The 14,493-nt window shown below is 31.8% G+C and carries 13 protein-coding genes; 11 read left to right on the forward strand and 2 right to left on the reverse strand.

Annotated features, from left to right (window positions below; translation table 11 throughout):
• The first annotated feature begins 537 nt into the window (after window positions 1-537).
• Entirely contained in the window at window positions 538-2,484 is a 1,947-nt protein-coding gene (locus tag AB1282_RS07080; protein ID WP_429898763.1) for a M14 family metallopeptidase, read from the forward strand.
• Between the two features lie 225 nt (window positions 2,485-2,709).
• On the forward strand, window positions 2,710-2,910 hold the full coding sequence (locus AB1282_RS07085; protein ID WP_056469390.1) for a cold-shock protein: 201 nt from the start codon (window positions 2,710-2,712) through the stop codon (window positions 2,908-2,910).
• A 399-nt stretch (window positions 2,911-3,309) separates the two neighbouring features.
• On the opposite strand, the gene AB1282_RS07090 is transcribed toward AB1282_RS07085, so the two are convergent.
• Window positions 3,310-3,795, reverse strand: coding sequence for a CarD family transcriptional regulator (locus tag AB1282_RS07090; protein ID WP_286131649.1), 486 nt, complete (start codon window positions 3,793-3,795; stop codon window positions 3,310-3,312).
• Window positions 3,796-3,988: 193 nt separating this feature from the next.
• On the opposite strand from AB1282_RS07090, the gene AB1282_RS07095 reads away from it, so the two are divergent.
• The 3 genes from AB1282_RS07095 (at window position 3,989) to AB1282_RS07105 (ending at window position 7,089) form a co-directional block, all read left to right on the forward strand.
• Complete coding sequence (locus tag AB1282_RS07095; protein WP_056469396.1) at window positions 3,989-4,909, forward strand: lipase family protein; 921 nt, start codon at window positions 3,989-3,991, stop codon at window positions 4,907-4,909.
• Window positions 4,910-5,119: 210 nt separating this feature from the next.
• The gene (locus AB1282_RS07100) at window positions 5,120-5,338 is read left to right on the forward strand and encodes a hypothetical protein (RefSeq protein WP_429898764.1); all 219 of its coding nucleotides are present in this window, start codon (window positions 5,120-5,122) and stop codon (window positions 5,336-5,338) included.
• The gene (locus AB1282_RS07105) at window positions 5,338-7,089 is read left to right on the forward strand and encodes a hypothetical protein (protein WP_429898765.1); all 1,752 of its coding nucleotides are present in this window, start codon (window positions 5,338-5,340) and stop codon (window positions 7,087-7,089) included. The genes AB1282_RS07100 and AB1282_RS07105 overlap by 1 nt, the downstream gene beginning before the upstream one ends.
• A 242-nt stretch (window positions 7,090-7,331) precedes the next feature.
• Here AB1282_RS07105 and AB1282_RS07110 read toward each other — a convergent pair whose 3' ends face one another.
• Window positions 7,332-7,694: a group I truncated hemoglobin gene (locus tag AB1282_RS07110; RefSeq protein ID WP_429898766.1), complete on the reverse strand. Its 363-nt coding sequence runs from the start codon at window positions 7,692-7,694 to the stop codon at window positions 7,332-7,334.
• Window positions 7,695-8,636: 942 nt separating this feature from the next.
• Here AB1282_RS07110 and AB1282_RS07115 point away from each other — a divergent pair.
• From AB1282_RS07115 to AB1282_RS07140, 6 genes are all read left to right on the forward strand, one after another.
• A complete protein-coding gene (locus tag AB1282_RS07115) occupies window positions 8,637-9,392 on the forward strand; it encodes a YveK family protein (protein ID WP_390309980.1) in 756 nt (251 codons plus the stop codon).
• Window positions 9,322-9,990 carry a CpsD/CapB family tyrosine-protein kinase gene (locus AB1282_RS07120; protein ID WP_429898767.1) on the forward strand — a complete coding sequence of 223 codons (669 nt, stop codon included), beginning with the start codon at window positions 9,322-9,324 and terminating at the stop codon, window positions 9,988-9,990. The genes AB1282_RS07115 and AB1282_RS07120 overlap by 71 nt, the downstream gene beginning before the upstream one ends.
• 291 nt (window positions 9,991-10,281) lie before the next feature.
• Entirely contained in the window at window positions 10,282-12,105 is a 1,824-nt protein-coding gene (locus tag AB1282_RS07125) for a polysaccharide biosynthesis protein (protein ID WP_429898768.1), read from the forward strand.
• 16 nt (window positions 12,106-12,121) lie between these two features.
• On the forward strand, window positions 12,122-12,244 hold the full coding sequence (locus AB1282_RS07130) for a hypothetical protein (RefSeq protein ID WP_390310389.1): 123 nt from the start codon (window positions 12,122-12,124) through the stop codon (window positions 12,242-12,244).
• Between the two features lie 5 nt (window positions 12,245-12,249).
• Entirely contained in the window at window positions 12,250-13,359 is a 1,110-nt protein-coding gene (locus AB1282_RS07135; protein WP_429898769.1) for a glycosyltransferase family 4 protein, read from the forward strand.
• Between the two features lie 17 nt (window positions 13,360-13,376).
• A complete protein-coding gene (locus AB1282_RS07140; protein ID WP_390309988.1) occupies window positions 13,377-14,492 on the forward strand; it encodes a glycosyltransferase family 4 protein in 1,116 nt (371 codons plus the stop codon).
• Window position 14,493: the final 1 nt, after the last annotated feature.

Here is a 14,493-nt window from a genome sequence, read left to right on the forward strand (position 1 = left end):
GGGAAAAAATGAAAGTTGGTAACTCGGAAACAGCAAATAAAAGTGTGAAACGCAATTAAATTCCAGGAGCGCAAATAAAAAGTGCAAATCGCAATTAAAATTCAGGAATCGCAAATAAAAAGTGTGAAACGCAATTAAAATTCAGGAATCGCAAATAAAAAGTGTGAACCGCAATTAAAATCCGGGAACGCAAATAAAAAGTTTAAATCGCAATTAAAATCCGGGAATGGCAAATAAAAAGCATCGAATCAAATAAATTCAAAAAAAAATCGTATTTATATTGTAAAATCCTCATAGTTTCAACTAAAATCTATAAAAACATACCTATTTTAAAGTAAAAAACGTAACAGGAATAGACAGGTGTGTAATACAATTTTAATATGCAATGAAAATGCTAATATTATAAACTAATAATATATTAGACAATTAAAATAAGCTCCCTAAATAGGGAGCTTTTCGTCTGTTATGAGATTATTATATAAAAACAATTACTTACATATACACAATTGTTTTTGATTAATTAGAGAGGTGAAGGGTTTGAAAAAAGGTTTTATTAGTTTAGTTGTTTTAGTACTTATGTTTAGTATGTTTAAAGATGTATTTGCAGAATCAACAACAAATGCAAATTCAGAAAAATGGGTTGTAACGCTAAAACCTACAGATTTGACGATTCAGAATAATGAAACTGGAGGAACGACCGGCGGAGCAACAACTGGAGGAACGACCGGCGGAGCAACAACTGGAGCAACAACTGGAGGAGCAACCGGAGGAACAACAGGTGAAGCAACCGGAGGAACAACAGGTGAAGCAACTGGAGGAACGACCGGCGGAGCAACAACTGGAGGAACAACTGGAGGAGCAACCGGAGGAACAACAGGTGAAGCAACCGGAGGAACAACAGGTGAAGCAACTGGAGGAGCAACCGGAGGAACAACAGGTGAAGCAACCGGGGGAACAACTGGAGGAACAACAGGTGAAACAACCGGAGGAAAGACTGGTGCAGCAACAAACGTAACAACAACTACTATAACAATACCAGCAAACGTTAAGTTAAAAGTAGATAAAGAGGAGAATGACCTTTACTATGTTACTTATAATGGGAATGCTGGGACTATTTTGAAAAGTGCGGTCCGAAATGCAACGCCATGGGAAATCTACCCAACGGCGAAAGTTTTTAAGGTAACTAGCGATACACCTCTATTATTAAATGAAAATGGTAAATTAGTGAATAGGGGAACAGTTAAAGCAAATACGGTTTTTAGTAAAACAGGTGAGAAGAATCAGTATTTAATGATCCAATATTCTAATCAAACTGCTTATATTGATAAAAATAAAACAACCCCTTTACCAAATGAGACATTGCCTGTAATCAGTATTGTGACGCAGCCTGTTAAAATTACGGCGGGTGTTGCAGTACGAAATACTAAAATTGTTTTCCCACGGGATCCGAAACCAACGATGGTTAGTATACCTGCTAAACAAAAAATAGTAATTGATTCAGCTTATTCATCTTATTATGTCGTTAAAGTTGGAGGGCTTAAGGGGCTAATCCCTAAAGCAGATATTTCGTTAAAAACTTATAACTACGTTGACCCAAATGGTGACTACTCATATGACGAGTTGACAGCGGATTTACAGGAGCTGAATGCTTGGTACCCTGGATTTACTAAAGTTGAAACAATTGGTAAATCTGTAGATGGTAGAAATTTATATGCGATTAAGTTAGGGACTGGTAAATCTGAAATTAGTATAAACGGTTCGCATCATGCACGTGAGCACATGACGACAAATGTCATAATGGAAATGCTTGATCAATACGCTAGTGCGTATGAAAAAAATACAAAAATATCTGGTTTTGATGTAAGGAAAACATTATCCCAAACGTCTATTTATTTTGTACCAATGGTTAATCCTGATGGTGTAATGCTTGTACAAAAAGGTGCGAGCAGTGCAAAGAATCCAAATCAGGCCATTAAATTAAATAATGGTAGCAAGAATTTTAAAGCTTGGAAGGCAAATGTACGTGGCGTAGATTTAAATCGTCAATATCCAGCTGGGTGGAATACAATTTCTGGTAATAAGTCAAAGCCTGGCCCTGATAACTATAAAGGTACAAAGGCTCTAAGTGAACCAGAAGCTAAAGCTTTATATGATTTCACAAATAAACATTCATTCAAAAATACAGTTGCATATCACTCATCAGGAAATATTATTTTCTGGCATTATAACCAATCAGGAACTCAAATGGCTAGAGATAAGGCAATTGCTACAAAATTATCAAAACAAACAGGCTATAGTTTGGTCGCTCCCGCAAAAGGTGGAGGCGGTGGATATAAGGACTGGTATGTCGCTGCAAAAAAACGACCTGGATTTACTATTGAAATTTCTCCTTATGTAGGGAACAAACCAGTTCCTAATAGTTACTTTAGTAGTATTATGAAGAAGAACTTACCAGTTGGTTTAATACTTGCTAACGAAAAGTAAAAAATAAGGTCATTTTTTATAAAAATTATTAATTTTTAATTATTCTTCGTGCACAATTTGTTTTTCATTTCATTTTATGTTACGATAGGGACATACTTAATAAGAAATTGGTTAATTCAATTCATGTGTTAAAAGGGACGAATTTTCATCCTGTTCTAATGTGTGTATTTTTTCTTAACAATACTCATTAAGTGTAAAAAAACAGGTATAATGGAGGTTCGTACAATGAACACAGGTACAGTAAAATGGTTTAACGCAGAAAAAGGTTTCGGATTCATCGCTGTTGAAGGTGGAGACGATGTATTCGTACATTTCTCAGCTATCCAAGGCGAAGGTTTCAAATCTCTTGAAGAAGGCCAAAAAGTAAGCTTTGAGATCACTCAAGGTAACCGTGGCGCTCAAGCTGAAAACGTAGTTAAATTATAATTTTCACTTTTGAGTGAGTAAAAGGCTGCTAGCATTTTTGTTAGCAGTCTTTTTTATTTTGTTTGGAGAAGTGAAGTGGTAATGGCGTCGATTGCAAATAAAATATCTGCAACCATAAAAAACAGCCAAATCTGCAAATTAATTAAAAGTAAATTTGAAAAAAATTCTAAAACTGCAAATATCTGCTGGCTTCTCTATTATAATTGTACTAAATCAACTAAAAGTGGTTTAAAAACTGGTGGAAAAACAATAATAAATTTTATTAAAAAAAATGCGGACTCGTAACTTACATACATACCTTGTTTAATCAAGTAGTGTCCTAGGTATTCTTGAAGCTAAATAGTTAAAAAATCAACAAAAAAAAGAGCTTAAAGTAAGCTCCTTTTCTTAAACAAAACTTTATTTTAATGCAGAATCAATTAATTCGGTTGCTTCAAGTTGCGATATGCCTTTAATTAAGCTAAGTTCACCAACAAACATGCGTTTAGCCGTGTCTAGCATTTCTCTTTCACTAGGATTTAAAGGTTTCTCTCTACTTTGAAGTGTTAGATCACGTACCACTTGAGCACCAGCGAGTAATTCGCCAGACTTTAATTTTTTCATGTTTAAATCATATTTCTGTTTCCAAGATAAGGAATCGTCGGGAAGACCATTTGAAAAGTCATCTAATACATTACTTAAATGTTCATTGTCTTCGACTAAACGAATTTTCGTGTTTGAAACATTCCCTTGAGGAACCATCAATTTTAAATTGCTGGATGGTATGTTGATTATGTAGTACTGTTGTGTTACACCTTGTATAACTTTCTCTTCGATGGAATCAATTACTGCAGCTCCCTGCATTGGGTAAATAATTTGATCGCCAATTTTGAACAATGTACCCACCTCCGAAAATTCTTATAACTTAAGTATAACATTAATAAATGAAATAACAAAATTTATATGATAACATTTGTAAAATAAAACTGTCAATAATTTTATGTATATTTTTTTGCTTTTTTGGGGAAAAGATGAACATGTCATATGGTCGTGGACATAATATGAAGAAAGAGACTGTCGAAAGGAGGCTAGGTTACTAATGAATTTTCGTGTAGTTATTTTTATCGTTACAGTACTTACTTTTTTTACAACGACCACTGGATGTAGCCAACAAGAGCAAAGAGAGCTAGAGAAGCTTCCCAATGGCGTATTACTAGCAGCATCTGAGCTTTCTTATGAAGCATTTCTAGATAAAGAATTAGGCAAAAGCTTAAGAGAACATAAAGGGATTGCTGATCCATTACTTACTCAAGTTCATAAGAATCTTAGTGATTATCAGCTTGTTTCTATTACATCTGGTAATATTGGATTTTCAGCAATAGCATTAAAAAACAAAAAAAATAATAGTTTGTTATTTGCGTTTAGTGGATTAAAGAAAATCAATTTACAAGATATTTATCAAAGACTAGTTGAATTTGAAACTCCAGAGAATGGTTCACCAGTTGTCGTAGATCAACAAGCTCAGCAAGCATATGCCTGGGTTACATCAATATTAAATAAAAAAGAGAACAATCATTCAAGTGTATATGTTACAGGTCATTCCTTTGGAGGTTATTTGGCCCAATTTGTAGGCTATCAGCTTAAAAATGATAAAAAATTGAAAAATCATCTATTTGTACAGGGAGTTACATTTAACTCATTAGGTGTACTATTAGATGATGGTTCGAAAAAACTTCATGCAAAGTCACAAAAAGTCCAAAAAACTTTTAAACCGCTGTTTACTAATTACATTGTAAATGGTGACCCATTGGATTACGCCAATAAAACCTTCTTTAAACAAATAACTGGGTACTCACTCCAGCATCTAGGTAATGTAAAATATATTACAGTTGATGAAAAATATAAAGCATCTTTAACTGCTTTAGAAAAAACAACAGATTTATGGACAAAAGCAAGATTATTGAAACCTTTGTACCCTTATCACGATTTAGTTGAGTTTGAGGGAGTGTTTTGGAAATAGAATAGAGTAAGTTTTTAAAGATACTAAGATTAATCTAATAAACCTTTATCATTGGTTTATGAACTAATCTTAGTATTTTTTTGTGTCAAACATAATTAAAATGTAAAAAAGTTATTTCTATATTAATAGTCATTTATTGAGACAATTAAGAAATGATTTTCATAAGATATTATATCTAAATAATATTCATTGAATGGAGGTAAAAGTTTTTTGACTTATTTTCTTAAAATTGGACAAGCATTAGAAAATAAGAAAAGTATTTTTTTTGTTTCATATTCTGAAAAGTTTTTAAGTAATAAAGCTCCTTTTTTTACGGTTATTCTCAATATAGATGGTGGTAGTTTTACTGATGTGAACTTTGATCAGAAGGTAGATGGTGGGAATTTTACTGACACACCTTTAGGCAATATAGATGGAGGGAGTTTTTAATGGCACAAAAAATACAAATTCGTAGAGGCCTTAAAGCAAATTTACCACTTTTGGATGTTGGTGAATTTGGATTTACTACGGATACAAATGAACTCTTTATTGGATCAAGTAATGGTAATGTTTTATTTTTAAATCGGAATGAATTATTTAGTTTAGTTATTGATTTAAAAACTTTAGGGGTAAAATCAGGAAATAGTGCATTTGCAGCAAGTAATTCAGCGATTCTAAAAAGTTTAATTACACAATACCCAAATGGTGAATTTACTTTTTATTTACCAAAAGGAGAATATTATTTTAATCCAATAGACCTAACTAGTATATCAGGCAGTATTACAATAAAATTAAAAGGTGAAAATGATGGATTATCCCCATCTTGGTTTAAAAGTGTATCCACTACAATTAAGACAAATAAGCAAGATTTTATATATGACCGAAGAAATCCTTCTCCAGGCATTTGCTTCTATGTGGAGGATTTAAAGTTCTATTCTTATGAAGGTTATACAGAAATTCCAACCGGAGTTTGTTTTGGAGCACAAAATGACGGATCTGCTGAATACAATTTCCATTTTTATAATGTATTCATTCATGGCTTTGATTACGGATTTAAATCACCAGGTTTTTCATGTTCAGGAAGTGGCGGTAAACATATGTCATTCTCAACCTGTCATTATGGAATATACATTAAATCAGCAAGTCATTTATTTCAAGCAGATGATGTAGAGCTCCTTTACAATCGAGTTGGTATTAGATTTGGTTATGGGGGTACTCCATGTTCAATTTCAAATATCCACGTAGCAATTGGCTATTTAGGCGCAGATAAAAATAATTTCGATCGCTTTATGGTCATTCACACAAAAGGTAGTGTGAATATCTCTAATTTATATCAGGAAGCATACGAATCAGACGCGCAGCCTGAGAAGACAACGATAATTGATTATGAAGGCTGGGCATTTGGAATTAATCCAATAATTATAGAAAACATTCCAATTACCGCTCCTTCAGGAAATGGAGGACTTTTTTTAAGAGGAAGAACTTATTTAGGTGAAGGTCCAGAAACAGGAACTGTGAATCCGGTTGAGATTGATAGCAGTGATATTAATCAGTATCCAAACGGATGTGTAATTTTTAAAAACTGTATGCCTCCAGGTGATTTCACAACTTTGAAATCACTAATTGATATAAATGGTTCAGATGGAACAGGTTACTATTTTGAAGGTATGGAAATATATAAAAATGGGTTGTCTTTATCAAAAGACTCATTGTATAAATTACGATCAAAATTTAACTATGTTAGTTATAATTTGACGAGCTTTCAAAATTATTTAATGTATAATTTCTCAGATTTACAAACGCCCGTCTCAGATGGAGTGGCATTTAAGGATAAATTTGTTGAAATGGCATCAAAGGTAAATGTAAAAGGATCAGTTTATATAGATGCTGGGATTTCTACTAATGTAAAAGTAGTATTAGGTGTAATTTATGATTACTATGATGATGCTACTGGTGGTACAAATAATAGAGGTGTAGAGTTTTCGCCAATTTGTACAATTGATACTACAGGTGGAAAAGTTTTCAATGGTGGTAATTTCTATGTAGATGCAAGTTTTACAAAAGGCACAAATCATAATTATAGAAGTCAGATTAAATTAGGTTATAAACTGGTCGACGGAGCAACAAGCACTTACAAGTTAAAGTCTTCTGACTTTAGTAAAATAACATATAATGTAGAAATACGGAAATTACTATTCTGATGAATGGATTATAGAGGGGGAAGTAATTTGAGTTATAAATACCTCTTCATAATTTACTTTTGGGGCGACGACGTCCCCTTTTTTTATGGGCTTTTTGGATATCTCCAGTCAGTATTTAGAGAAGTTTCAACTATTTAGACTGACTGGAGGCACTGGATTATGATGCGAAGAGTCCTTAGAGGAAAATTAGCACCTTAAATGAGTAATCAATACAATCTTAGTGAACGCATTATTGTTAAGCGTTATTTATACTGTATATCATCTCTAAGAGACTCAACCTTTGTAAGGGCCAGATCGATATCTGCTTCACTAACACCAAAATGTGCTAAAGCATCATGAAGATGGGTAGCAATTGCATTAAAATGTTCAGGTTGAATATTCATGCCTGCATGGGCTTTTGACATTGATTTTCCTGAATATTGGTTTGGCCCTCCTAAAGCAAAGCTGATAAATTTTGTCTGATGGCGACGCTGCTTATCCATATCTGTTTTTTCGAAGAAGTGATTGACCGTTTTATCTTTTAGTACTAAATCATCGTAAAAATAGTCCACAACTTTTCCGACTGTTTCTTCTCCACCATATTTTTCGTACAGAGTTTGTTCCATATTAAAACTTCCTTTCATAATAGGCTAAAACTAGAATTCCCGAAGAAACTTGGAAATATTACTAATTTTTTACTAAATATATTTCTTAAGTAAAAATTTGTAAAAAAGAAAACTTAATAGTTGATGTTAAATCTTTGGCACTTTTGATTAAACATAAAAAAGAAATTATTCAATTTAAACGACGACTTGGCATATATGGAAATATCTATAATAAATTTATTATATAGAATCTACCATTTAGCAGTGGGGCGTGAAAAAAGGGACAAGTATGGAAAAAAACGATTAGACTACTTCATTAATATTATTGTTTTTTTAGTTTTAGTGATTTCTTTATCCTTAAGACAAAGCGTTTAGCATAATATTTTTATCCTTAAATTGAAAGGGAAAAGTAGTTTTTAGTAGATTAGCACCTATATTTCTTAAAAAAGAACAACTTTAGACTTAATTTAAGAAATATATTTAAACTTTTAAAAATAATTTAATAGGAATTTTTAATTAAAAAAATAAAAACAAATGTATTTTAATTTGGTAAAAAGGATGTAAATTTATAGAAAATATTATTGACTTGTTCTTTTTAAGGAATTAAAATTTAGTTTATAATTAACGTAATTTTCAGTATTTTGTTGAAACAATACGCCATTTAGAATGGATTAGTATCTATAATATATATCATTTTTTACATTCAGCTGTTCGTTATATAGAAACTGAACGTTAATTTTAAATTAATTTAGTAGTGACTTTGTAGAATTTTAATACCTGTTTCTATTAAAAATGAATATTATTATCCATAGTTTTGTTCAATATAAAGAACCTTAAAGAAATTTACCTTTAGTTATTTTTGAATTATAGAATAAATACAAGTCCTCTCAAATTTTGTTCTTTATAATGAACTTATCCGATGGAAGCAGTATAAACAAAATATTGAAAAAAGTGGTGATGAATTTGGAAAATGAATTTAACATTAAAAAGTTATACGCAATCATAAAGAAACGTATTTGGATACTTATTGTATCAATCAGTCTATTTTTTGCTTTAGGTGGAATCTATACAGTCTATCTTACAACTCCACTGTACTCCACTTCTTCTAAATTAATAGTAAATGCAAAAACACCAGATTTAATGAACACACTATTGGTAATGGTAAAAGAGCCATCATTATTGGAATATGTTATTGAGCAGATGAATTTGAATATAACCTCAGATGATTTGAGCAAAGAAATTACAGTTGAAAGTGTAAACGGTTCATCGGTGGTTAAAATTACTGTAGTAGATTCAAATCCTGATTTAGCGGCAGAGATAGCCAATACTACAGCAGATGTTTTTATGAATCAAATGCCAAATATATTAGGATTTAAGGATATTAAACTTTTATCACGTGCAGAGGTCAATAATATTCCAATTAATGAAAATTATAGCAAATATAGTATTTATGGATTGTTAGTAGGATTAGCTGTTGGTATAGGACTCGTCTTTTTACTTGATTCATTGGATGACACGGTGAGGTCAGAGCAAAATGTTGAGGAATTACTTGGAATTCCTGTTTTAGGGACTGTTTCTAAAATGAGAAAGAAAAATACGTCATTAAGCAAAAGTGAAAGGAAACTTAATGCTATGAAGGAGGAGTATCATGCGATTAATGAACAGAAAATCATCACAATTAAAGAACAAAATCAATCTAATCAATCTAGTAACTTCTAATAGTCCAAATAGTAGAATTTCTGAGGAATACAGGACAATTAGAACAAATTTTCTAGGGTCAGTGGATGGACGGAAGACCCAATCTTTAATTGTGACATCTCCAAACCATAATGAGGGGAAATCTACAACTGCGGCAAATCTAGCAATATCACTAACACAGTTGGGAAAAAAGGTTCTCTTAATAGATGCTGATTTAAGAAGACCGAAGCTATTTTCTGCTTTTAATATTGGTAACTCTCTTGGATTAAGTAGCGTATTAACAGGAGAAAATAGATTAGAAGATGCAATAAAACATACGGAAATTAAAGGTTTAGATTTATTACCTAGTGGACCAACTCTTGCCAATGCAGCCGATCTATTAGGTTCAATATTAATGAAGACATTAATCGAGACAGCAACAAATCAATATGATATGGTCTTGGTTGACACACCTCCTGTTCTTGAATTTGCAGATGTAAAAATTTTCTCAGATTATTGTGACGGTGTAATATTGGTTATTCGCTATGGGAAAACAGAAAGTATTGATCTTATTCAAGCTAAAAAACTATTAAATGATAGTTCAAAGTTAGTAGGAGTCATTCTAAATAACAAAAGATAAGGATTTTAGTTGCTAAAAAAATAGATTTTATTTTTATAACCTTGTTCTTTATTAAGAATAGTACCAACTTGAAGTAAAGGTGATGTCTTCTTACCTCTATCAATGAAGGCACTCGGTTATACTGTGGGTTGAAAGATACCTTAGACGCAAGTCGTCGAAAGTGTGATGTGAGGGTGGGTTGGATGCCCAATATTTAATTTAAAGTCTTTAACTATTGGATTTTTAAAGGGATTCAATAGTTAAAGACTTTAAAAATTTTAAGTGAACTCGTGTAGAAAAGGAGTAAGAAATGTGACTTATAGACAAAGAGTTTCTTTTATTATTTTCTTAGATTCATTTATTGTATTAACTTCTATTTTCTTTAGTCGATTTTTAGTAAACGCAACGATTGATGTTTTCAAAGCTCCGATTGTTATTAGCTCAATTACATTGGTACTTAGCCATCATTTATTTTCATTTATTTTTAAGCTATATAAGAAGGCCTGGGAGTATGCAAGTATCGGAGAACTAATCATAATCTTTGAAGCAATTACTTACTCAATTCTTTGCACTGCAATCGTACAGAAGTTGATTATACATGAAATGTATTTCCGACTATTAACGGTAACGTGGGTTCTACATATTTTGTTAATCGGAGGAACCCGTTTAGTATGGAGAATATATACAGATTCGTTTAAGAAGAATACAGAGAATAAAAATAGAACACTTATTATTGGTGCTGGTGCTGCAGGTACAATGGTAGTAAGACAATTGTTAAAAAATTATGATTCAGAATTAAAGCCAATTGCATTTATCGATGACAGTGTTAAAAAACAAAATTTACATATTTTGGGTATTCCGGTAATAGGTGGAGTAAACCAGATTGAAAATTATGTAAATAAACTAGATATAAGCAATATAATAATTGCAATTCCATCCTTAAGAAGAAAAGAACTTAATAAAATTTTACAAGAATGTACTAAAACAAAAGCAAAAACAAAAATTCTACCAATGCTAGAGGATATTATGACTGGAAAAGTATCCGTAAATCAATTTCGTGATGTACAAGTTGAAGACTTATTGGGGCGTGAGGCAGTTGAACTGGATATTGAAATGATTTCAGATTCAATTACAAATAAGATTGTATTAGTAACTGGTGCAGGCGGGTCTATTGGGTCTGAGATTTGTAGGCAAATTTCAAAGTTTAGTCCAAGTACTTTAATTTTATTAGGACATGGTGAAAATAGCATTTATACAATAGAAATGGATTTAAAAGAGCAATTCGTAAATACTTCGATTAAATTTGTAACAGAAATTGCAGATATACAAGACGAGAAGAAAATGATATCGATTATGAGAAAACATAGACCGCATGTAGTATACCATGCAGCTGCACATAAGCATGTTCCTTTAATGGAACAAAATCCTGAAGAAGCAGTGAAAAATAACATCATTGGTACACTAAATGTTGCAACTGCTGCTAGTTTATATGACGTTGAAAATTTCGTTATGATTTCAACTGACAAAGCCGTAAATCCAACTAGTGTAATGGGGGCAACTAAAAGATTGGCAGAAATGATAATACAAAATTTGGATCGAAATGGTAAAACTAAGTTTGTCGCTGTGCGATTTGGAAATGTCTTAGGTAGTCGGGGTAGCGTGATTCCTTTATTTAAGAAACAACTTGAAAAGGGTGGACCAATTACAGTAACTCATCCAGATATGGTTAGATACTTCATGACAATTCCTGAGGCTTCGAAGCTGGTGATCCAGGCCGGAGCTTTAGCTAATGGAGGAGAAATTTTTGTATTGGATATGGGCGAGCCTGTAAAAATTGTTGACCTTGCTAAGAATTTGATTAAATTTTCAGGTAACTCAATTGATGAAGTGGGAATTGAGTTTACTGGCATACGTCCAGGTGAAAAGCTGTTCGAAGAATTATTGAATAAAGAAGAAGTGTATGAACAGCAAGTTTATCCGAAAATTTATGTAGGAAAGACATCAAAACTATATATTGACGAAATAAATGAAATAATTTTAACATATTCTACATTGGATCAGGAAAATCTCAAAGATAAATTACTGAATATTTCGAACAGTAAAATTGAAATAGAACAAGTGCTTTCAATATCTTAAAGGAGTGCCCATTTATATGAAAGTAAAAAAAGGTATTATTCCAACGGTGGGATTAGGGACTAGATTCATCTCAGCTACAAAAGCAATGCCAAATGTAGAGAAAAATAAAACTGGAATGGTTAAAAGGAATAATTGGTGAATTCTATGAAAAAAATATTATATATAACGACACTAAGTAGAACAATCAATGCCTTTTTAGTTCCTCATATTAAAAAACTTATCAGTGATAAAAACATAGTTGATTGTGCCTGTTCAGTTGATTTAGAAATCGAGAGATCTCTAACTGAGCAAGGCGTAAATATTTACGACATTCCTTTTTCTAGGAATCCATTTCATCCATCAAATCTAAAGGCATTTAGACAGCTTATCAAAATACAAGCAGAGCATAAGTATGATATTGTACATGTCCATACACCAATTGCCGCATTGTACGGAAGACTTTTAAAGGCCAAGTTTCCCCAACTAAAAACAGTATATACAGTACATGGATTTCACTTTTATAAGGGGGCTCCCGTTACAAATTGGTGTATCTATTATCCTATTGAAAAAATAATGGGTTACTTTACAGACACAATCATAACGATGAATACTGAGGATTTTCAGAGAGCTCAGAAATTTAATATAAATAGGATTCTAAAAGTCCATGGTGTAGGGGTTGATTTTGCTTCCTATAACATGGATTTATTTCATAAGGACGAAATTAGAAGAAAATTGAATTTAAGTAAAGATGACTTTGTTATTCTTATGATTGCAGAGGTGAATCAAAATAAAAATCATAGGCAGATGATTGATGCCGTCGATATTTTAAAAAATAGAGGGATTCAAGTCAATGTAGTATGTGCAGGCGATGGACCGCTAAAAGAGGAACTAAAGGAAGTAGTAAGAATTAGAGGATTAGAAGAAAATATACAGTTTTTAGGTTTTCGTAATGACATTAGTGAACTTATAGCTGCCTGTGATATTGGGATTCTTTTATCACATAGGGAAGGTCTCCCAAGAAACATAATGGAGTTAATGGCATGTAAGAAAACAGTGATCGGTACAAATATCAGAGGTATTAGAGATTTAATTGAAAATAATGTAAATGGATTTTTAGTACCAACTAATGAACCAACCGTAACTGCGGACAGAATTGAACAGCTAATTAAGGACAGAGTATTATTAGAACAGATGGCTTCGAACGCGAATCACTTTATTAAGAAGTATGACGTAAATCAAGTGGTAAGTAGTATAGCTAAATCTTATGCTCTGTAAGTAAGGAGTCTATTACTATGAAGAGTTTACACGTTTTACCAATGAATAAGCTGAGTGGAGCCGAGAAATTGGCTCTTATTTTATGTAAAAATATGAAAAATGATGAACCAATAGTTGTTTGTGGTGGAGAAGATTTAAAATCAATCTTTAAAAAAAATAATATAAAGAGCTACTCAATAGACTTTAAAGATAAAAACCCAATAAAAATATTTTTGAATCTAAGAAAAATAATAAAAAATAACAACATTAAGATTGTTCATGCACATGACAATATAGCATCGATTTTTTCTTATTTAACGATAAAAATATTTCACTTAGACGCAAAAGTTCTTTCTCATATTCATATTTGTTATCCATGGTTAGAAAGTAATAACCTAAATAAACTAATTGATACTTTTTTTCGAAAACGATATGACCATAATATTGCGTGTGGCAAAGAAGTATTTGAATACTATAAAAAAAATTCTGACTTTATTAATCATGTGAACACTACTACGCTCTCGAATGCGATTGATGTTGAAGAGATTAGAAATTATGTAGATATGGATAGAGAAAGAGCCTATCGAGAATTTAGTATACCAAAAAGAAAGGTAATAATAGGTTTTGTTGGTAGACTTTCCGAACAAAAAGGAATCATTCCTTTTATTTACCAATTAGCAAAACAGAAAGAGAAGTTTGAAGAATGCCAGTTTTTATTAATAGGCAGCGGAGATCAGGAAGAAGAGATAAAAAGTTTAATAAAAAATCTAGAATTAGAGGAATTGTTTAAACTCACTGGGCATCAAGATAATGTTTACAAATTTTATCCACTTATTGATATATTCTTTTTGCCATCGATAAATGAGGGACTTCCAATGGTAATTTTAGAAGCAATGTGCTTTGAAAAACCTGTAGTTGCAATGGATGTGGGAAGTATAAGTGAGATTATAAAAAATGAGCATAATGGATTCATTATTTCTAATTTAGATTATCAACAATTCATAAAGAGTTTACTATATTTAAAGAATCAAGAGTTAAAACGTAAACAATTTGGAGAAAACGCTTATCACTCAATTAAAAAAGATTACGATATTACAAACTATGGAGCTTCAATAAAAAAAATATATATCAGTATGTTAAAGCTGGAGGGATAAA

The organism is Gottfriedia sp. S16(2024) (assembly GCF_050473765.1).
GTDB lineage: Bacteria > Bacillota > Bacilli > Bacillales > Bacillaceae_G > Gottfriedia.